General features: G+C 63.1%; 17 protein-coding genes. 13 read left to right on the top strand and 4 right to left on the bottom strand.

Going from position 1 to position 20,125, the window contains the following annotated elements:
- Positions 1-29 precede the first annotated feature (29 nt).
- The gene (locus KTR60_RS03855; protein ID WP_228401873.1) at positions 30-2,192 is read right to left on the bottom strand and encodes an acyl-CoA dehydrogenase; all 2,163 of its coding nucleotides are present in this window, start codon (positions 2,190-2,192) and stop codon (positions 30-32) included.
- A gap of 94 nt (positions 2,193-2,286) precedes the next feature.
- Between KTR60_RS03855 and kstR the strand changes: the two genes are divergently transcribed.
- Together kstR and otsB are read left to right on the top strand one after the other, a co-directional pair.
- Positions 2,287-2,925, top strand: a complete 639-nt coding sequence (gene kstR, locus KTR60_RS03850; protein ID WP_003945752.1) for a cholesterol catabolism transcriptional regulator KstR — start codon at positions 2,287-2,289, stop codon at positions 2,923-2,925.
- Positions 2,926-3,012: 87 nt separating this feature from the next.
- Positions 3,013-5,553, top strand: coding sequence for a trehalose-phosphatase (gene otsB, locus KTR60_RS03845; protein WP_047269638.1), 2,541 nt, complete (start codon positions 3,013-3,015; stop codon positions 5,551-5,553).
- 3 nt (positions 5,554-5,556) lie between these two features.
- On the opposite strand, the gene KTR60_RS03840 is transcribed toward otsB, so the two are convergent.
- The gene (locus KTR60_RS03840) at positions 5,557-6,645 is read right to left on the bottom strand and encodes a LacI family DNA-binding transcriptional regulator (protein ID WP_003945452.1); all 1,089 of its coding nucleotides are present in this window, start codon (positions 6,643-6,645) and stop codon (positions 5,557-5,559) included.
- Positions 6,646-6,784: 139 nt separating this feature from the next.
- On the opposite strand from KTR60_RS03840, the gene KTR60_RS03835 reads away from it, so the two are divergent.
- From KTR60_RS03835 to KTR60_RS03805, 7 genes are all read left to right on the top strand, one after another.
- Positions 6,785-7,735 (top strand): metal ABC transporter solute-binding protein, Zn/Mn family, encoded by a 951-nt coding sequence (locus KTR60_RS03835; RefSeq protein WP_003945647.1) that lies wholly within the window; start codon positions 6,785-6,787, stop codon positions 7,733-7,735.
- Between the two features lie 84 nt (positions 7,736-7,819).
- Positions 7,820-8,698 (top strand): metal ABC transporter ATP-binding protein, encoded by an 879-nt coding sequence (locus KTR60_RS03830; RefSeq protein ID WP_047269722.1) that lies wholly within the window; start codon positions 7,820-7,822, stop codon positions 8,696-8,698.
- Positions 8,695-9,576, top strand: coding sequence for a metal ABC transporter permease (locus tag KTR60_RS03825; protein WP_003945811.1), 882 nt, complete (start codon positions 8,695-8,697; stop codon positions 9,574-9,576). Before KTR60_RS03830 ends, KTR60_RS03825 begins: the two co-directional genes overlap by 4 nt.
- A 34-nt stretch (positions 9,577-9,610) precedes the next feature.
- On the top strand, positions 9,611-10,372 hold the full coding sequence (locus KTR60_RS03820; protein WP_228401872.1) for a LamB/YcsF family protein: 762 nt from the start codon (positions 9,611-9,613) through the stop codon (positions 10,370-10,372).
- Complete coding sequence (pxpB, locus tag KTR60_RS03815; protein WP_083197630.1) at positions 10,369-10,983, top strand: 5-oxoprolinase subunit PxpB; 615 nt, start codon at positions 10,369-10,371, stop codon at positions 10,981-10,983. Before KTR60_RS03820 ends, pxpB begins: the two co-directional genes overlap by 4 nt.
- A 57-nt stretch (positions 10,984-11,040) precedes the next feature.
- Positions 11,041-11,913 (top strand): biotin-dependent carboxyltransferase family protein, encoded by an 873-nt coding sequence (locus KTR60_RS03810; protein WP_042923740.1) that lies wholly within the window; start codon positions 11,041-11,043, stop codon positions 11,911-11,913.
- Positions 11,914-11,990: 77 nt separating this feature from the next.
- Entirely contained in the window at positions 11,991-12,683 is a 693-nt protein-coding gene (locus KTR60_RS03805; protein ID WP_228401871.1) for an LpqN/LpqT family lipoprotein, read from the top strand.
- 88 nt (positions 12,684-12,771) lie between these two features.
- On the opposite strand, the gene KTR60_RS03800 is transcribed toward KTR60_RS03805, so the two are convergent.
- A complete protein-coding gene (locus KTR60_RS03800; protein WP_228401870.1) occupies positions 12,772-13,413 on the bottom strand; it encodes a hypothetical protein in 642 nt (213 codons plus the stop codon).
- A gap of 365 nt (positions 13,414-13,778) precedes the next feature.
- On the opposite strand from KTR60_RS03800, the gene KTR60_RS03795 reads away from it, so the two are divergent.
- Both KTR60_RS03795 and KTR60_RS03790 read left to right on the top strand, forming a co-directional pair.
- Positions 13,779-14,498: a hypothetical protein gene (locus KTR60_RS03795; RefSeq protein WP_003945935.1), complete on the top strand. Its 720-nt coding sequence runs from the start codon at positions 13,779-13,781 to the stop codon at positions 14,496-14,498.
- 180 nt (positions 14,499-14,678) lie between these two features.
- Positions 14,679-15,476, top strand: coding sequence for a helix-turn-helix domain-containing protein (locus KTR60_RS03790; protein WP_228401869.1), 798 nt, complete (start codon positions 14,679-14,681; stop codon positions 15,474-15,476).
- A gap of 21 nt (positions 15,477-15,497) precedes the next feature.
- Here the strand turns inward: KTR60_RS03790 and KTR60_RS03785 are convergent, their stop codons facing one another.
- On the bottom strand, positions 15,498-16,487 hold the full coding sequence (locus KTR60_RS03785; RefSeq protein ID WP_003945426.1) for an iron-siderophore ABC transporter substrate-binding protein: 990 nt from the start codon (positions 16,485-16,487) through the stop codon (positions 15,498-15,500).
- A 200-nt stretch (positions 16,488-16,687) separates the two neighbouring features.
- Between KTR60_RS03785 and KTR60_RS03780 the strand changes: the two genes are divergently transcribed.
- Both KTR60_RS03780 and KTR60_RS03775 read left to right on the top strand, forming a co-directional pair.
- Positions 16,688-18,316, top strand: coding sequence for an ABC transporter transmembrane domain-containing protein (locus KTR60_RS03780; RefSeq protein ID WP_228401868.1), 1,629 nt, complete (start codon positions 16,688-16,690; stop codon positions 18,314-18,316).
- On the top strand, positions 18,313-20,094 hold the full coding sequence (locus KTR60_RS03775; RefSeq protein ID WP_228401867.1) for an ABC transporter ATP-binding protein: 1,782 nt from the start codon (positions 18,313-18,315) through the stop codon (positions 20,092-20,094). Before KTR60_RS03780 ends, KTR60_RS03775 begins: the two co-directional genes overlap by 4 nt.
- Positions 20,095-20,125 lie beyond the last annotated feature (31 nt).

The raw sequence follows: 20,125 nt of genomic DNA, 5'->3' as shown, positions 1-20,125 counted from the left end.
ACATTTCTAAAGGCCTCTACTCACGCCGTCTAATCACGGGGCAGGCCCAGAATTCTCTCCGCGGCGACGGTCAACAGAATCTGCGTGGTTCCGCCGGCAATCGACAGGCATCGCGTGTTGAGGAACTCACGCGAGAGCGGACCCTCCACCCATCCGGCCGGGCCACCCAATTCCATGGCGAACTCTGCGACATTCTGACGCTGGCGCACGCCCACCAGCTTGCGGACGCTCGACGCCGGACCCGGATCCTGACCGTCCAATTGCCGCAGTGTCGTGCGCAATTCCAGCAGTGAGCCCACCATGGCGGTTCCGATCAGCCCACCGAGCTTGTCTGCCACCACAGGATCGGGGTCGCCGGCCAGCTCGAGCAATTCCTCCATCGCACCGCCGAGCGAAGAGCCACCGCTCATTGCGACCCGCTCGTTGGCGAGGGTCGTTCGGGCCAGTTTCCAGCCTCCACCGAGCTGGCCGACGACGCACTCGTCCGGGACGAAGACGTCGTCGAGGAAGACTTCGTTGAACAGGGCATCTCCGGTGATCTCGCGCAGCGGCGAGATTCGAATCCCAGCCGTCTTCATGTCGAGAAGGAAGTACGTGATGCCCTTGTGTTTGGGAACCTCGCGGTCGGTCCTGGCGAGGCAGATGGCCCAGTCAGCTTCACGCGCAAGCGAAGTCCAGACTTTCTGGCCGTTCAGCTTCCAACCGCCGTCGACCTTTTCCGCGGTCGTGCGCAGTGCCGCAAGATCCGAACCTGCGCCGGGTTCACTGAAGAGCTGGCACCAGGTGATCTCGCCCTTGAGCGTCGGAGTCGCAAATCTTTCGATCTGCTCCGCACTGCCGTGCTCGAGGATGGTCGGCACTGCCCACCAGCCGATCACCAGATCGGGTCGGCCGATACCGACGGCCGCCAATTCCTCTTCGATCAGAATCTGTTGCGCGGCCTTGGCGCCCCGGCCGTACGGCTTGGGCCAGTGCGGCGCAAGGTAGCCCGATTCGGCCAACGCGTTGCGCTGCTCGGATTCGGGCAGCGCCACCAATTGCGCTACCTCTTCGCGAATTTCGGACCGGTCGGATTCGAGCTCACTCAAGTCGATCTGAAGGTGACGCCGTGCGCCGCCGATCGTCAATTCCGCGACGCGTGCGCGCCAATGAGACGATCCGCCCAGAATCTGCCGGAGCGACAGTGCTCGACGAAGGTAGAAGTGCGCCTCGTGCTCCCAGGTGAATCCGATGCCGCCGAGCACTTGAATGCAGTCCTTTGCCGTGTCGACAGCGGCATCCAGCGACACCGCGGCGGCCACTGCTGCGGCGATCGGAAGTTCGTCGCCCGACTCGGCAGCGACCGCACCATCCCAGGCGACGGCTCCGGCATTCTCTACGCGACACAGCATTTCGGCGCAGATATGTTTGATCGCCTGGAACGAGCCGATGGGCTTTCCGAATTGTTCGCGAATCTTCGCGTACTCCACCGCAGTACGCAGGCTCCACGCCGCGATTCCGGCAGCTTCGGCTGCCCCCAGTACCGCCGCTAGGTCGGAAACCGATCCTGGCGCAATGTCATCGAGGATTCGGTCGGCGTCGACCGTCACTCGATCGAAGGAGACTCGCGCGAGTGGTCGCGACTTGTCGATCGTGTCGACCGCTTCGTAGGTCACGCCTTCGCCGTCTCCGTCGACGAGGGCCCAGACGACACGCGAGCCTTCGTCTTCGGACACGACGCCCGCCGACACGAGTACCGATACGCCCGAATCGCCGCCCCAGGCGTAACCTCCTTCGCCATGAAGCTCGATGCCGCCGGACGCATTCGCCGTTGCCGCAACTGGACTTTCGTCCAATACGACGGCACACGGCAGCGCACCGTCGGCGAGCGTTTCGGACCATCGCTTGGCCGCGGGCGACGAACTACGCCCCACCACCAGAGCTGCGAGTGCAGTCGTGAGAACAGGACCCGGCACGAGTTCGATTGCCGCCTGCTCGAGCATTGCTGCGAGATCGACGATTTCGGCCCCGGCTCCGCCTACCGCTTCGGGAACGGCGACCGAAAATATCCCGAGAGACGCGAACTCGGACCATTTCTCCCGCCACGAAACTGCTGGTCCACGGCGTACCATGTCCATCGGCGTGGCCGAGCGAGCCCAGGCCTCTATCGATTCCTGGACCGCCCGCTGTTCATCGGTCGTGGCGATTGTCACAACTGGTTCCCGCCTCTCGATAAGTGACACAATTGTTTAGAACGTGTTCTAATATGACACCTGGCCAAGAGTCAAGGCGCGAAGGAATTTGTCGATGACCACAACATCCCGATCCCGCTCCAACGCGGTTGCTTCTGCAACGCTCGGGGACGACGATCTCAGCTCCAACGCGCAACGTGAACGCCGCAAGCGGATTCTCGACGCAACACTCGCCTTGGCGTCCAAGGGGGGCTACGAGGCTGTTCAGATGCGCGCCGTGGCCGAGCGTGCCGACGTCGCAGTCGGAACGCTCTATCGCTACTTCCCGTCCAAGGTTCACCTACTGGTGTCCGCCCTGGCACGCGAATTCGAGAAGATCGATTCCAAGGGCAAGATCCCACCTGGAACCAGCCCGCTCGAGCGGATGCAGCTGATCCTCAGCCTCATCACCCGCGCGATGCAGCGCGATCCGCTCCTCACCGAAGCGATGACTCGCGCGTTCATGTTCGCCGACGCCTCCGCAGCGGCCGAGGTCGATCAGGTGGGCCAGTTGATGGACCGCCTCTTCGCACGAGCGATGACCGAAGAGGAGCCAACCGAAGAGCAGTTGGCGATCGCGCGCGTGATCTCCGATGTGTGGCTGTCCAATTTGGTGGCATGGCTCACGCGACGCTCTTCGGCTACCGATGTCGCCAATCGACTGGAATTGACGGTTGAACTGCTGCTCGGTGACGGAACTCGGAAACCCGAATAGACATCCTTTGTCGCATCTGTCATTTTTGCACTGATCGGCCGGAAACGTATCGAGCCAGGAGTCGCTGCATCACCTAGATTTGAAGAGGTGAGCGCACAAGATCTGTCCATCGAACTCCGCCGAGCGCTGTCAGGCGTGGCACGCACGCCGCGTCTGCTCGTAGCCTCCGACTACGACGGGACGATGGCACCCATCGTCGCCAACCCGGACAAGGCGTATCCCCGGGCGGAAACGGTGCGTGCGCTTCGCTCTCTCGCCAGCCTCGCGTCGACGACGGCTGCCGTGATCTCGGGCCGCGCCCTCAAGGATCTGGCTGCGCTGTCCCGACTTCCCGCCGAAGTGCAATTGGTCGGCAGCCACGGCTCCGAGTTCGACATCGGATTCGTTCACGCGATCGACGCCGACGCCAGGAAACTGCTCGACGAGATCGTCACCGAGTTGGGCCGAATCGCCGCCGACACCCCTGGGGCAACGGTGGAGAAGAAGCCCGCCAGCGTTGCACTGCACGTACGCAACACCAGTGCCGACGACGCCGAGAAGGCGCTCATCGCCGTCCGCACCGAATCGGCACTCTGGCCAGGCGTTCAGGTCACCGAGGGCAAATCGGTGGTCGAGTTGGCTGTCATCGCCACCGACAAGGGGCACGCACTCGACTTGATTCGCCATCAGGACGGCGCAACCGCTGCCGTCTTCATCGGCGACGACGTGACCGACGAAAAGGCGTTCAGCAGGCTTCAGGGGCCGGACATCGGAATCAAGGTCGGCAGCGGGGACACCGTCGCCGACTATCGCGTCGACAGCACCGAGGACGTCGCTGCCGCTCTGGCGTTCCTGCTCGACGAGCGTCGTACGTGGCTTTCCGGCGCCGACGCTCCGCCCATCGAGCGACTCTCGATGCTCGCCAGTCCGCGCACCGTCGCTTTGGTGACCCCGGATGCGACGCTGACCTGGTTGTGTCACCCGGAACCGGATTCAGCGGCCGTCTTCGCACACCTTCTCGGCGGAACCGGGGCCGGCCACTTCTCGGTCGGGCCTCGACGCACAGCCTTACCACTGAGCCAGAAGTACATCGACAGCACGATGACAGTTCAGACCCGCTGGGCGAGCCTGTCCGTCACCGACTACCTCCCCCACGACGTCCCACAGGGACGAACCGACCTGACCCGCATCATTTCCGGTCAGGCCGACGCGATCGTCTCGTTTGCACCCCGTCCCGAGTTCGGCCAGGGTCAGGTCACGCTCGAGGTCGTCGACGAGGGCATTCGGGTCCTCGGCACCAACGAGCCGTACGTGCTCCGCTCCCCCGGTGTGCTGTGGAACATCGCCACCGACGGAAACCAGCAGACCGCCCACGCCATCGTCGAGCCGTCCAAGGGTGACGTCGTCCTCGAATTGCGCTGCGGAACAGAAGAAATCGGCCCTTCCGACGTTCCGGAGCTGGAGCGTCGAGCGACCTCGGAGGCCTACTGGTCCGATTGGGCCAAGACGCTCGAACTCCCGAAGCTGAAGCCGGACTTGATGAAACGCTCTGCACTGACCTTGCGCGGGCTGGTCCACGCCGATTCCGGTTCCATCATGGCTGCCGCGACGACGTCCCTGCCGGAGGAGATCGGCGGAGTCCGCAACTGGGACTACCGCTATTGCTGGTTGCGCGACGCCGCCCTCACCGCAACAGCTCTCGTGAGCGTCGGATCCACCGACGAGGCCGAGAACTACCTGGACTGGGTCCACCGCGTGCTCGAAACACTGCCGGGACCCGAGCGCCTGCACCCCCTCTACACGCTCTACGGGACTTCGCTACCGCCAGAGGCCGTCATCGATTCACTTCCCGGATACGCCGGCTCCCGGCCGGTCCGCGTCGGAAACGCCGCGAATCAGCAGGTTCAACTGGACGTGTTCGGCCCGATCGTCGAGCTCATCGTCGAACTGGCGAATGCACGCGAAAAGGCCGGTGATCCCGATCCTTTGAGCGACCGCGACTGGGAACTGGTGTGCGCCATGGTCGAAGCAGTGCAGCGGCGCTGGTTCGAACCCGATCACGGCATCTGGGAAATTCGCGACAACCCGCGCCACCACGTCTATTCCAAGGTTATGGGCTGGGTCACCGTCGACCGCGCCGTCGATCTTGCGACCCGCTTTTCTCGCGAGGCCCTGCCCGAGTGGGTGGAACTGCGTGACCAGATCGCCGACGAAGTACGACACAAAGGCTGGAAGGACGACGTCCAGTCGTACACCGCAGCCTACGACGGTACCGATCTCGACGCGGCGACTCTGCACATCGGGCTGTCGGGGCTGATCGATCCGACGGATCCGCGCTTTGCAGCGACCGTCGTAGCCACCGAGGCCGAACTACGCAGCGGCTCAACGGTATACCGCTACCATCACGACGACGGCCTGCCCGGCATCGAAGGTGGGTTCCACCTCTGCGCCGCCTGGCTCGTCGAGGCCTACCTGCTGATCGGACAACGCCTGCAAGCAGAGGCACTGTTCGATCAGTTGGTCGCGGCAGCGGGTCCTACCGGACTACTCGCGGAGGAGTACGACCCCATCGCGGAACGCTCGCTGGGCAACCATCCCCAGGCGTACAGCCATCTGGGATTGTTGCGCTGCGCCCAACTCCTGGCGTGAGCGCTACCCCTTGATCCGACCTGATGTTCGCCCGGCCAGTAGTTCGGTGTCGAGCATCTCGACTATCGGAACGCCGGATCCAGACGGCGACATCAGGAGCGCACCGGCGCGCCGGCCCTTCTCTTCCTGGGGCTGGCGCACCGTTGTCAGTGATTCGCGCAGCGCCTCGTCGACGCCGTCGAATCCGGTGATCGACAGTTGGCCAGGTACATCGATGCCCTGCCAGCGCGCCCAGTCCAAAGCGCCGAGAGCCAGCACGTCGGTGGTGCAGACCAGTGCGGTGATCTCGGGGTTGGTCGCGAGAGCTTCCGCCGCCGCCGAGTGCCCGGACTGCGATGTGTGGACGTACCGCTCGATCACGGTGAGTGAGAGTGGGTCCATGTCGGCCGCCACCATCGCGTCGCGCACTCCTTCGATCCGCTCACGCTGGACGTGGAAGTGTGGGGACTTGAGTCGTTCCTGGCTGACGACGCCGTCCATCCGGTCGCGCCCCAGCCTCATGCAGAGCACGCCGATGTCACGGTGGCCGAGCCCGATGAGGTAATCGGCGACCTTGCGCATGGCAGCGCGGTCGTCGATGCCCACGAGCGATGCACCGGGAATCTCGCGCGGCTGGTCGCAGACGACGATCGGAATGTGACGCTCGAGCACGGCGGCAAGATACGGGTCGTCGTCGGCCACCGAGTAGACGACAAAGCCGTCGACGCCCGCCTGCTGGACCACGGCCGCAGCATCCACCTCGTCGCGGCCGGGCCCGGCCGGGATGAGCAGCAAGCCCTGTCCGGCGTCCTCACACGATTCCGAGAGACCGGCAAGGAAGCTCATGGCAGCCGGGTCACGGAACGAATAACTGAGTGCTTCGGTGAGCAGGAGACCGACGGCGCCGGCTTTGCGAGTTCGCAAGGAGCGGGCGACCGGATCAGGTCCGGGGTATCCGCGTCGCTTGGCCGCTTGGAGCACTCGATCCCGCAGCTCGACGGAGAGCTGATCGGGTCGGTTGTACGCGTTCGAGACTGTAGTTCTCGACACATTGAGCTCGGCGGCAAGCGACGCCAAAGTGGCTTGACGGCGTGGCTGACGGGACCGGGGCATAAACGGACGTTAGCCGTAGTGCCCGCAGACGGCGCGTTGGGGCTGAACCGAAGGTGAACTACCAGCGACTATGCGCTAATGTGTAACGGTAACGGTTTCCAATAGCATTTAGCCCAGCCTTTGTTCAGGAGAAAAGCACGTGCGTTCGTCGTCGAAATTCCGCACCGCCACCGCCCTCGCGGCCGTCTCGGTCGCCGCAGCATTCGCGCTCACCGCGTGCAGCTCAACCTCCTCGAAGGACGACGGCATCACCGTCGTCGCATCGACGAACGTGTGGGGCGACGTCGCGCAGGCAGTCGCCGGCGACAAGCTGACCGTGACGTCGATCATCAACGAGCCGTCCGCGGACCCGCACTCGTTCGAAGCGACTCCCGCCGACGCCGCCAAGATCACCGACGCATCGCTCGTCGTCTACAACGGTGGCGGCTACGACCAGTTCATCACCGACGTCCTCGACGCAGGCAAGGGCGAGCAGAAGACGGTCAACGCCTACAACCTGCTCGACGGCGGCATCCACGCCGGCGAAGCCGCGGGCGAATCGCATGACGGTCACACCCACGGCGCAGTCAACGAACACGTCTGGTTCGACATCCCGACCGTCGACGCCGTCGCACATTCGGTGGCCGATCAGCTGAGCGCTCTCGATCCGGACAACGCGGCGACCTACGAGGACAACGCGAAGGCATACAGCCAGAAGCTCGCCGGCGTCACAGCGATCACCGATTCCATCGCCGCTGCCCACGCAGGCGCACCGGTGGCGCAGACCGAGCCGATCGCGCACTACCTCCTGGTCGCAGCTGAACTGAAGGACGCAACTCCCGAAGAGTTCACCAGCGCCATCGAAGACGGCAACGATCCTTCACCGGCCGCAATCGCCGCAACCCGCCAACTCCTCTCGGAGAAGCAGGCCCGCGCATTGGTCTACAACATCCAGACGCAGGACAAAGTGACCCAGGACATGCGCACCACAGCCGAAACCGCCGGAGTGCCCGTCGTCGAGGTTACGGAGACTCTCCCCGAGGGCCTGGACTACATTCAGTGGCAGACGCAGACCGCGGAGTCGCTCGCAAACGCCCTCTCTGCCCAGTAATTATTTGCCCCACCATTTCCGAGAAGAACCGATCGGCTTGTGACAGAAACTTCCGCGAATACTCCTGTGCCCCCTGGTAACACCGTGCCTTCTGGTAACACCGCGCCTTCAGCGGCCTCCGTGCCCGCTGTGACGCTGAAGGACGCTCGATTGTCCTTCGGCGCCCGCACATTGTGGGACGGGCTCGATCTCGAGGTACAGCCAGGTGAGTTCATCGCCGTACTCGGGCCGAACGGGTCGGGCAAGACCTCACTCCTGAAGATTCTGCTGGGCCAACTACAACTCAGCGGCGGTAGTGCACAGATCGTCGGCACGCCGGCACGGGCCGGGAACTCACACGTCGGGTACATCCCGCAGCAGAAATCCATCGACGACGGCCTCCCGCTCCGCGGCCGCGACCTGGTCGGCCTCGGCGTCGACGGTCACCAGTGGGGTACGGGGTTACTGCGTCGGGGTCGTCGCCGCAAGATCGTCGACGACGCCATCGCACAGGTCAGCGCCCAGTCGTTCGCCGACGCTCCCATCGGTTCCATGTCCGGCGGTGAGCAGCAGCGACTGCGGATCGCACAGGCTTTGGTCGGCGACCCGCGGATCCTGCTGTGCGATGAGCCGCTGCTCAGCCTCGACCTCGCCAACCAGCACCTGGTCTCGACGCTGATCGACAAGCGTCGGCGCAGCCATGACACCGCGGTGCTGTTCGTGACGCACGAGATCAATCCGATCCTGCCGTTGGTGGATCGAGTGCTCTATCTGGTGGACGGCAAATTCCGGATCGGGACGCCGGCCGAAGTGATGACGTCCGAAGTTCTCTCGGATCTGTACAACACCGACGTCGAAGTGTTGCAGGTTCGTGGCCGCCTCGTCGTGATCGGCACCGGCGACGCCATCGACGCGCTCGGCAGCGCAGGCGGACTACGCCCGGGAGAAGGCGTTCACCATTCTGATGAGGATCACCACCAGTGAGTAACAAGTTCACCGACGCGATGTCGCGGATGTTCGACGTGTCCGCCACCGTCGACCTACTGCAGTACGACTTCGTCCAACAGGCGTTGATTGCCGGTGCCATCCTCGGATTGTTGGCAGGCATCATCGGGCCGCTGATCGTGAGCCGTCAGATGTCGTTCTCGGTGCACGGAACGAGTGAGCTGTCACTGACGGGCGCATCCGCCGCACTTCTCGTCGGTGTGGGCGTCGGCTTCGGTGCCATCGTCGGATCCGTGGTCGCGGCAGTGCTGTTCGGACTGCTCGGAGCCAAAGCGCGCGACCGAGATTCGGTGATCGGCGTGATCATGGCTTTCGGCCTCGGCCTGTCGGTGTTGTTCCTCTGGGCGTACGACGGTCGCACGGGAACCAGCTTCTCGTTGTTGGTCGGACAGATCGTGGCGCCGGGAAACAGCGGTCTCGAACTTCTGCTGCTGTGCGCGGTCATCGTGATCGGCACACTCGGATTCATCTACCGCCCTTTGCTGTTCGCAAGCACCGACCCCGAAGTTGCTGCAGCTCGCGGTGTTCCGGTTCGGGCACTGTCGATCGTGTTCGCAGTGTTGGTCGGCATCACCGCAGCACTCGGCGTACAGATCGTCGGTGCTCTGCTGGTGATGTCGCTGCTGATCACCCCCGCAGCGGCCGCCGCGTACGTCACGGCAAGCCCACTCAAGGCCACGATCCTCTCCGTCGTGTTCGCCGAACTGGCAGCCGTCGGCGGCATCCTTCTCTCGCTGGCCCCCGGCGTTCCCGTCTCGAGTTTCGTCACCTCGGTCTCGTTCGTGATCTACCTGATATGCCGACTCTTCGGATCCGCACGTCGCAAGAATGCCGGACGGATTCCGGCGCACGCCTGAACACCGAGAGCCCATACCTACCTAGAATCGAGGTATGGGTTACAGCGTTGATCTGAACAGCGACCTCGGCGAGGGCTTCGGAGCCTGGACCCTGGGCGACGACGACGCCATGCTCGAACTTGTCACCAGCGCGAACATCGCCTGCGGATTCCATGCCGGCGACCCGACGACGCTGTTGGCGACTTGCGAATCCGCCGCCACCCGCGGCGTCCGGATCGGCGCGCAGGTGGGGTACCGAGACCTCGCCGGTTTCGGCAGACGCTTCATCGACGTCTCCCCGAAGGACCTCACCGCCGACGTCATTTATCAAATAGGGGCACTCGACGGTTTGGCTCGTGTCGCCGGATCGCGGGTCACGTACGTCAAACCCCACGGCGCGCTCTACAACGCAATAGTCCATCACCGACGGCAGGCGCGGGCCGTGGTCGCCGCCGTCGTTGCCTACGACAGTTCGCTACCTGTTCTCGGACTACCGGGTTCGGTGTTTCTGGAAGAGGCGCGCGAGGCCGGCCTCGAGATCGTCGCCGAGGCTTTTGCCGATCGTGCGTACACGGCGGAAGGCACCCTGGTCCCCCGCACCGAGTCGGGCGCCGTTCTTCACGACCCGACGCTTGTTGCAGAACGGGTTCGGCGAATGGTCGTCGACGGCGAGTTGGACGCCGTCGACGGGAGCACGTTGAAAGTCGCTGCCGCATCGGTGTGCGTGCACGGTGACAGTCCGGCAGCCGTCGACATGGCCGTGGCAATCCGTGCTCTCCTCGAATCTTCCGACGTCGAGATCACGCCGTTCGCATGATCACGATCCTGCCCGCCGGTGAATCCGCAGTCCTCGTCGAGTACGACGAACTGCCGAGCGTGCTGGGCAACTTCAGGGCTCTCGACGCCAGTCGGATCCCCGGCGTGATCGACCTGATTCCCGCGGCGCGAACCATCTTGATCGAGTACGACAACACGATCACCGCGCACCAACTGGTGGAGAAATGGGTACGTGGGGCCGTACCGATCGAACTCACAGCAGACGAGAGCGGGTCTGCTGTCGAGATTCCGGTCCGCTACGACGGCCCCGATCTCGTAGAGGTGGGCAAGCTGACCGGACTCGGGGTCGACGGTGTGATCGATGCTCACACGTCTGCGTCGTGGACCGTCGCGTTCATCGGTTTCGCCCCCGGCTTCGCGTATCTGACCAGCAACGAGAGAAAGCTCGAAGTTCCACGTCGATCGGACCCGCGCAGGCAGGTCCCCGCCGGTGCAGTCGGGTTGGCCGGACCGTTCTCGGGCGTCTACCCGCGTAGTTCCCCAGGCGGGTGGCAGTTGATCGGAACGACTGAACTGTCGGTGTGGGATGCCGAGCGCCGCCCGCCGGCGCTGCTTCTACCCGGCACCACAGTCACCTTTGTCCGTGCATGATTTTGGTGCAAGCATGATTTTGGTGTCTTCACCGCGCTGTTGCGGGACAATGGATTCATGGCCTGGCTCGAGGTTGCGCGTACCGGCCCGCTCGCCACAGTTCAGGACCGCGGGCGGAGAGGCTACGGCGCCCTCGGGGTCGGAAGATCCGGCGCCGTCGACATGATCTCGCACGACAGCGCCAACAGACTCGTAGGCAACACTTTTCGAGCAGCAACCATCGAAGTCACCGCTGGGGGTTTCGCTATGCGGGCCGTCGGTTCGATGACGGTGGCAGCGACAGGCGCGCGGGTGCCGCTGGCCGTCGACGGACGGCCGGCACCTGACTACGCGAGCATCCATCTGGGTAGTGGCAGCATTCTCGAATTGGGTTACAGCACAACCGGGTTGAGAACGTACATCTCTGCACGCGGTGGCGTCGACGTCCCGCAGGTACTCGGAAGCAGATCCACCGACACGCTCTCCGGACTCGGGCCGCCGCCGCTCGCCGCCGGCGATCTGCTCCTCCTCGGGGCCGAGGAAGGGACGTGGCCCACCGAAGAGTTGATTCCACCGCCCGCACCTGCACTCGGCGCGGTTCCGATCGAGATCACGCTCGGCCCCCGAAATTCCTGGTTCACCGCCGCATCCGTTCACGCGCTCCTTCACACCACGTGGAAAGTCACCGAACACACCAACCGAGTCGGGGTCCGGCTACAGGGCCAAGGGCCTTTGCATCGCTCACGCACCGAGGAATTGCCGAGCGAAGGCGTCGTGACGGGATCCATCCAGGTACCACCAGGCGGCCAGCCCGTCGTGTTCCTCGCCGACCATCCCGTGACCGGCGGATACCCGGTCATCGCCGTCGTTTCCGACGCCGGGATTGCGTCGCTGGCACAGCTGCGGCCCGGCAGCACCATTACCTTCAAGGCCACTACTCGGCCGTCGTAGCGCTGATAGTCTCAGCCGCGCCAGCAATGCTGCCGGCGGCGCTCGGCCGTCGCCAGAACCTGAAGGACTGTCACACTATGAGCCCTAAGAGCAGCACACTTGCTCTCGGAATAGCGTCACTGATCACTGCTGCACTCGTCTTGCCCGGATGCAGCAGTTCGGAAAGCGGCGACGCCGTCTCCAGTGATACCAACACCAGTGAGACCACTGCTTCCGAAAGTTCTGCATCCTCGCCGTCTGCCGCTGCCGCGACGCCGACCTTGCGGGACGGAACACCGTTCATCGGTGATCGGACGACGATCGAAACCGGCGACGACCCCGAAGCGCCGAGCATCAGCGTCAGCCTCCCGCCGAGCTGGACTCACGGCGAGAACATCCCTGCCGGCGTTACGGACGCGTTGTCCAGCAACAGCCAGGAACCCAGCGGTTTCATGCCGAACACCACGGTGACGGTCGAAAACCAGGGCACCGCAACAAAAGACGAGGTTCTTGCCGCTGCGCGTGAAACGATCGCCACTCTCGACGGGTGGACCGAGGTGAAGTACACCGAGATCGACGTCGACGGACAGCAGGGTTTCCGCCTCTCCGGAACCTGGACCGCCCCAAACCTGGACGTTCCGCTCTACGCCGTCATGACGGTCGTCGCTTACCAAGCCGACGACAACTCGCCGGTCTACCTGGTCAGCTTTGCAAACCAGTTCACCGACACGACGAACATGCAGACCTCCAACCAGGTGGAAGAAATCAACACCTCGATCGAATTCGGCTGAGCACCTGATGGTTTGAATACCCGATCTCCGAACAACCGCGGCGGGCCGAGACCACGACAGTCTCGGCCCGCCGTTTCACAACTCTCGCCTAGCTGGAGCCGAACAGGCCGCTGAGGGAACCGAGGCCACCACTCAACGAGCCGAGCGATCCGGTTCCGCCACCGGTTCCGGGGCCAGTGGGATCAACCGGATCAACGGGATCGACCGGGTCAACCGGATCGACCACATCCGCGGCGCGGACAGTGATGGACGGGCCCAAGTTGGCGAAATTCGCACTCGACTGGAATCCGTTGCCCATCACCGTGGCACCTACCGCCAATCCACTTCCGTACACGGTTCCCGGCGCACACGAAGCAGTGACCGTGTAGCTGGTCTTCATGGTCACCGGTTTGCTGCCGTTGTTGATCCAGCCGGCACTGGTCACCTCGACCGTCGTGGCTGTCAGTTCCGGCGTTTCAGTGGTTTCGGTCATTGTCCCGCCAACGTGAAACTTCGTGACCTTCGCCGAGCCCGGGACAAAGGTCAAGCATGCGGCATGCGTCTCGGTGAACCTGCTGATATATCCGTCGATTCCGCTCTTCTTCGACACTGTTGTGTAGGTGATCGTGTCACCGACCTTCGGGGACGCATTGTCCACGGTCCGAGTAAATGTGTAGGCACCGGAAGTTGCTGTCTCGGCAGTCGCGACTCCCGCACCCAGCGCGCTTGCGCCCACAGCAAGAGCAATCACCCCCAAACCAGCTCCAACGGTGGACAGACTACGATTCCTGGATCCAAACTTTGCCACGAACAATCTCCACTCTGTGTGGTTCCAGGACAACCGAATTCATTGATTACTGGAACTTGTTGCAACCCGACTCTCGAAGTACGATACAGTCGACCTGGACATTCGCCCAGCTTTTCGTCGAAATAGTCGACAATCAGTTAACGGCAGGCAATCGACACCGAAAAAGTCCTCTTAATTCGGACTTTTCCGCAAATTCTGCCGAACTGATACATAGGCAAGCGTCCGATAGGTTTCAATGGTTACCGCGGCGCAACCTTTGAAGAGTCATCCCATCGCCGTCAGCGTGAACCCCTCGAACGGAGAATTTCATGTCACGTTTTTCAATGCGCAAAACACTCACCGGAATCGCAATCGCTGCACTTGCCACCAGCGGACTCGTGATGACCGCAGGCACCGCGAGCGCCGATGCCACCCACCCGTCCGCGGCAACGGTCAACTCCTCCAACGTCCGAATCACCAAGAGCATCGTGGGCGACGGCGAAGTTGCACCCGGCGGCAAAGTCACCGTGCGCACGGTCATCTCCACAACAGGCCACCCCGAGCGTTACGTCGACCAGTTCGTCGACCGCTACCCCGCCACGTTCAAGTACATCCAGGGCACGGCAACGGTCAACGCGTGGCACTTGATCGGCGGTCAGAAGACCGAATCCGTCACGCCTTCGGTTGACACTGCCGCCCGAACCGTGAATGTGCCCAGCACCGGCTGGCTGATCTCACCCACCGGAAGCAAGACCGTGACGATCGAGGCGCAGTACCTCGTCGCCGACGATGCACCGATCGGCTCGTACCAGGAAATGTCGAGCTCGATCGGTATCTCGACGTTCAATACCGAACAGAACATCAGCGGCGTCTACGCCAAGATCCGCGCCAAGAACCCCGGCGAGGCGGCCGCATCGGGCTCGGCAGATCTGGGCTTCGGCTCTTCTGACGGCGAGGGCGGAACCGGTTCGGCCGGATCCTCCATCCTCGACAACCCGGCCGGCTTCATCTCCGACATCATCAGCGGTGTCCTGGCCAACGGCAGCTGATTCACTCGCTCCGCCTGCTCCACCTGTAAACACTCCGTCGGGGAATGTGTTCGAGGGTGGCATCGAGTCTTCGGACTCGGTGCCACCCTCGATCTTTTGTGGCGATCACACTCCGTCGCGCCTGCATCAAAGAACCAAATAGGAAAGCATTACCTAAGTCATTCGCGGTATGATCCACCGATGAGTTCCACAGGATTTCCGTACTGGGCTGTGCCGGCAGGCCGGTACGTTCCGCTCCCCTTCTCGATGACGACGTCCACCATCGGGCGTGATCAGAAGCGCGCGTGGCGTGAGATCCGCCATCCCGAACACGAACTCCTCTGGGGCGCTTCCGGCGAGATGAGCGCGTACATCGACGACGTTCGTTGGCAGATACCACCGACGGTCGGCATGTGGATTCCGGCTGGAACTCCACGGCGCATCACGCTCGGCGCATCCACCGAGGCTCGTTTCACCTATTTCCGGCCCGAGTCGTTCCCCCACCCGTGGACAAAACCCGCGATCATCGGCATCGACGACGTCGTCAAGACGATGCTCATCCATCTGCACCAGCGAAATATGCCTACCGAGGCTCGCTTGCGCGCCGAATCCGTAGTCTTCGACACGCTCGCGCCCATCGAGGCGGCTGATGTCGCAGTACCGATGCCCGCCGATCCCCGGGCCCTCGCCGTCGCACGCCGCCTGATCGCCGACCCCGCCGATCAACGCGGGCTTGCCGATTGGGCCTACGTGGTCGGCGGAAGCCCCCGCACCCTGAGCCGCGTGTTCTCTCAAGGCACGGGGATGTCCTTCACCGAGTGGCGAATTCAAGTTCGCGTCCGCGCTGCGATGTCCTATCTCGCTGCGGGCGTTCCTGTTTCGACGGTAAGCCGTCGCGTCGGATACGAAACCCCCAGCGCCTTCACCAGCGTGTTCCGCAAGGTCACCGGACGCACACCGAAGAACTACTACTCGGACTCGTGCGAGTTGTCAGCCTAGCTGGTCAGTTTCATCAGCGGGTCAGAACCCGTTCATCTTCGAGACCAGTTCCGCGAAAGCATATTTGACGCTCAGCGACGTGGGTGACGCCAAGGCCATGACTCGCGCCAGACCGAGCTGCTGAATCAGCCTGCCGTCCTTGACTGCCGGCAGGTCGGCAAACAACTTGTCCCCCATCAATCCGGGTAGCCCCTGACCACTCGCGTCGTTGAGCACGATCACGTCCGCGTCCAGTTCGTTGTACTGTTCGCGCGATGCAGTCACCGACCCCTGGGTGTCGCCGCACAGCTCTGCGCTTCCGGCCGACTGCTTCAGTCCGAGCTGGGACATCAGGATGACTCGGCCATCGTCAGCGCAGTAATTGGTGAGGCCGTCGATGTTTCCCGAGAGGAAGGTCAAGGTTTTCCCGTTCAGATTGGGGGATCCGGCAGCCAGGTCGGCTATGGAATCGTCAGTTTCCTCGATCAGCTCGGCAGCCCGCTTCGGTTGGCCGAGTACTGATCCGATGGTCGACAACTGTTCCTGCCACGTGGTCGCCCATGCGGTCTCCTTGAACGGAATGGTGGGTGCGATCTGGGAAAGACGTGCATAGTCGTCTTCGGTGATTCCCGAGACCACTGCGATGATCACGTCCGGCTCCAACGCCAGGATCTGCTCGAACGGCACACCGGACGTGCTGTCGAGCAACGTGGGTTCGACATCGCCCAACAATTCTTCGTCCCACGGCAGGATGCCGTTCTCCAAGCCTGCCCCACTGAACGACTCCATGGCGACGGGTGTCTTGCCCAGTGCGAGGACCGAATCCTGGCTGTTCCAGCCGATAGTCACGATCCGCTGAGGTTCGGTCTCGATGGTGGTCGACCCGTACGCGTGATCAACGGTGACCGGCAGCGCGCCGGCCTCGGCCAACTGCGTCGTGCCCTCCGACGCTGTTGACTCGGTGCTGCTCTGGCAGCCTGCGAGCAGGGCAATCGCGGCCAACGCAGCCACTATTCGGGTAGTGCTCTTCATCTTCTGTCAGCTCTCTTCGCAAACGTACTTTGTTTCGACCAGCCAGGTATATCGAGACCCGATCCCGGTAATGGGGTGTCGATACTCCATCTGGCCGCTGCCGCGTAGCCCTTGGCATCTGCGAGCACTTTCCGCACTCGCACCGGCTCTACCGTAGAACTGCACAACGAGTGTTCAGATCTGGGCGAGGAGTTTCACGAGTGTCAGCGCTGCCCGAAACTCGTTCCGGTCCGATGGAGATGATCCGAGTCGGATCATTCTCCTCCGGACGCGGCCCGCGACTGGTTGCAGCCGTCACCGGGCAGGCGTCGTATCAGGTAGCTCAAGCCCTCATCCCGGTGCTGATCGGCACCGTCGTCGACCGGGCAATCGGAAAGTCCGACAGCACAGCACTTCTCGTGTGGCTTGCGGTGCTGTGTGCTCTGTTCGTGGGACTCGCTCTGTCGTGGCGCATCGCAGTTCGCCTGAACACGCAGGTCTTCGTCTACGGCGAACACGACCTACGACTGAATGCTGCCAGACGAGTACTCGATGCCAGGGGGATGAAAGCTCAGCGTTCGACCGGTGAAGTTCTCACCATCTCTACCTCGGATGCCTCACACGTCTCGGGCTTCTCCTGGGTTGTCGCCGAACAGGGCTCGGCATTTGCGGGGCTCGCCGCGGCAGTGATTTCGCTTGCCTTCGTCTCGTGGCCGCTCGCACTGATCGTCGTACTCATCACCGCTGCGCAGCTCATATTCATCCACAAGATCAGCGGTCCGTTGGACGAGCGCGTGTATGCAGAGCAGAAGAAGGCAGCCGAGGCAGGCATGCTTGCAACGGATTTCACGCTGGGACTGCGGGTACTGAAGGGTTTCGGGGCTGAACCCACCGCCCTGTCGCGATACGTCAACGCGAGCCGGGAGTCGATGAAGGCAGCGATCCGGACGGTCAGAGCAATGTCCAGCCTGACCGCGCTCAATTCCGGGGTCTCCGCGTTGGTGCTGGCTTCGGTTGCGCTTGGAGCCGCGTGGATGGCGCATCAAGGCACGATCACCGTGGGCAACTTCGTCACCGTTGTCGGCTTGAGCAGAGTGATTGCCGGTCCGATGGAAACGCTGGGGTTCTTCGGTGCCGAACTCGCTGCCAAGCGAGGTTCCGCGCGCAGACTGTCCGAACTGTTGGCCGAGCCACACCTGATCGAATCGCTGGCCCCCACGGCCGCGACCGAACCTGCCAGAACTGAAGACGCCCTATTGATTTCGGCGGACAACGGAACCGTCGTCTCAGCTCGCCGCGGAGAAGTGGTGGGTGTGCGCGCTGACGATTCCGCCGACCGACTGGCACGACAACTCGCCTATCAGACCCCGCTCGCCCCCGACTCTTACTTCGTTTTCGGCACCGATGCAACCGACCTCGGCCCGGACGGAGTTCGTGATCAGGTGTTCGTCTCCGCCCATGAAGGAACCGTGTTCACCGGCACCGTCTTCGACAATCTGGCTGCAGCGAACGTCGACTCGTCGGCAATGACGTCATCTGCGCTCGACGACGTGTTGACGCATCTGCCCGACGGCCACCTCTCCGAGGTAGGCGAGCAAGGAAAAAAACTCTCCGGAGGTCAACGCCAACGCCTTCTCCTCGCCCGCGCTCTCCATCAACCCCAGCCGATCCTGGTCCTCCACGAACCCACCACTTCCGTGGACTCTGTCACCGAGCATCGGATTGCACACTCGCTGAGAAACTTCCCCGACAAGGCCATTCTGGTGATCACCTCGAGCCCGACCCTGCTCCATTCGTGTGACCGTGTCGTCACGATCGACCACGGCGTTCGGGAGGGAGAGTCGCTGTGACCGATACCCTTCCGGATGCATCTGCTGTTCCGGTTGTATCTGCCCTGCCGATCGCGTCGACCAAGCAGACCGTCCGCGCATTGATCGCACTGCTTCGGCCACGCAAGCGAGCGCTCGCACTCACGACCGTCGTACTTCTCTCTGCTACGGCCTGCGGCCTGTCCACCCCGGCACTGCTCGGACTCATGGTCGATGCGGTCACGGAGGGCAAACCGTTTGCCTCACTCCTGCGTATCACCGCGTTCATGCTCGGCGCAGCGGCAGCAGGGGTTGCGCTGACCTGGTGGAGCACACAGCTTCTGGCGAACGTCGCGCAGAACGTGCTGGCCGATCTTCGTGAGGACGTGTTCGCCGCCACCCTCGCGCAGCCGTCGTCACTGGTCGAGGATGCCGGAACCGGTGATCTGATTTCCCGGGTCTCGGGCGACGTCGAAGCGGTAAACACCGTCATCGCGCGAGTACTACCCGCCACCGTGTCTGCCCTGTTCATGATTTCACTGACGCTTGTCGGTGTGGGAGTGATCGATTGGCGCTTCACCGTGGCAATCGTTGCCGTTGCGCCGATTCACTATTTCGCTCTTCGTCATTTCCTCCGACGCTCCGGACCCGTCTACCGACGCTCTCGCGCTGCGCAGGCCAGGCGGGGACAACAGCTCATCGAAACTCTCGGAGGCGCAGGCACTGTCACTGCCCTGCGGCGAACAGACGAGCACATCGACCGAATCGCCGAGACCTCCGAGCATGCCATCAGCTTCGACATGCAGGCAGTTCGCCTGCGCACCAACTTCTTCGCCCAACTCAACGGCGCCGAACTGCTCGGACTGGCCGCCGTCCTGAGCGTCGGCTACTGGCTCGTGACCACAGGCTCGGTGTCCATCGGGGCCGCTACCGCCGCCGCCCTCTACTTCCACAGTCTGTTCAGCCCCATCGCGGTATTTCTCTCGAACATCGACGAATTGCAGGATGCGGGTGCCAGCCTCGCTCGCCTGATCGGAGTCACCGCGATGCCCGGGCGGCCCACGAGCATTCCTGCCTCGGCTCGGTCCGAACCCATCGGCGTCGAGGTGGACCGGGTTTCCTACTCGTACGACAACTCCACCCCGGTGATCGATTCGATCTCGATCTCGATCGCACCGGGGGAACGAATCGCCGTCGTCGGAAGCAGCGGCGCCGGAAAGACCACGCTCGCCAAACTGATTGCCGGCATCATTCCCGTCGGGGACGGGCGAATCACCGTCGACGGCACACTGATTGACGACCTGAGTGATGCCGAACTTCGGCACGAAGTCGTCCTCGTCAGCCAGGAAGTTCACGTGTTCGTCGGGACGATCGCCGACGATCTCCGGTTGTGTGCACCAGATTCGGACGATGCGAAGATCGCCGAAACCGTCGACACGATGAAAGCTCAATGGATTCATGAACTTCCGGACGGACTCGAGACCAGGGTCGGGGCCGGTGGGTACCAGTTGACGGCGGCGCAGGCACAGCACATAGCCCTCGTCCGACTGGCTCTGCTCGATCCTCCCGTCGTCATCCTCGACGAGGCGACTGCCGAAGCCGGAACCACCGCAGCCGGTCTACTCGATCAGGCAGCCGAGCTCGCAGTCACCGGCCGGACCGCCGTGGTGATCGCACACCGGCTGAGCCAAGCAGTCCGCGCCGATCGCATACTCGTCATGAGCGGTGGCCGCGTAGTCGAGAGCGGAACACATGACGAACTGATCGGCGCGGACGGTTCCTACGCTGCACTGTGGGAAGCCTGGTCGGTACGGAGCTAGAACCCGCCAGACTCACCCGAAAGCCGTTACA

It is taken from the genome of Rhodococcus sp. C1 (assembly GCF_020809065.1).
Lineage (GTDB): Bacteria > Actinomycetota > Actinomycetes > Mycobacteriales > Mycobacteriaceae > Rhodococcus_F > Rhodococcus_F qingshengii.
This window is presented reverse-complemented; position numbering and strand designations above follow the sequence as displayed.

Coding starts and splice junctions, on each gene's coding strand:
- KTR60_RS03795 (WP_003945935.1), top strand. CDS start 13,779: ATGTCACGTTTTTCAATGCGCAAAACACTCACCGGAATCGCAATCGCT.
- KTR60_RS03790 (WP_228401869.1), top strand. CDS start 14,679: ATGAGTTCCACAGGATTTCCGTACTGGGCTGTGCCGGCAGGCCGGTAC.
- KTR60_RS03785 (WP_003945426.1), bottom strand. CDS start 16,487: ATGAAGAGCACTACCCGAATAGTGGCTGCGTTGGCCGCGATTGCCCTG.
- KTR60_RS03810 (WP_042923740.1), top strand. CDS start 11,041: ATGGCCTGGCTCGAGGTTGCGCGTACCGGCCCGCTCGCCACAGTTCAG.
- pxpB (WP_083197630.1), top strand. CDS start 10,369: ATGATCACGATCCTGCCCGCCGGTGAATCCGCAGTCCTCGTCGAGTAC.
- KTR60_RS03820 (WP_228401872.1), top strand. CDS start 9,611: ATGGGTTACAGCGTTGATCTGAACAGCGACCTCGGCGAGGGCTTCGGA.
- kstR (WP_003945752.1), top strand. CDS start 2,287: ATGACCACAACATCCCGATCCCGCTCCAACGCGGTTGCTTCTGCAACG.
- KTR60_RS03840 (WP_003945452.1), bottom strand. CDS start 6,645: ATGCCCCGGTCCCGTCAGCCACGCCGTCAAGCCACTTTGGCGTCGCTT.
- KTR60_RS03805 (WP_228401871.1), top strand. CDS start 11,991: ATGAGCCCTAAGAGCAGCACACTTGCTCTCGGAATAGCGTCACTGATC.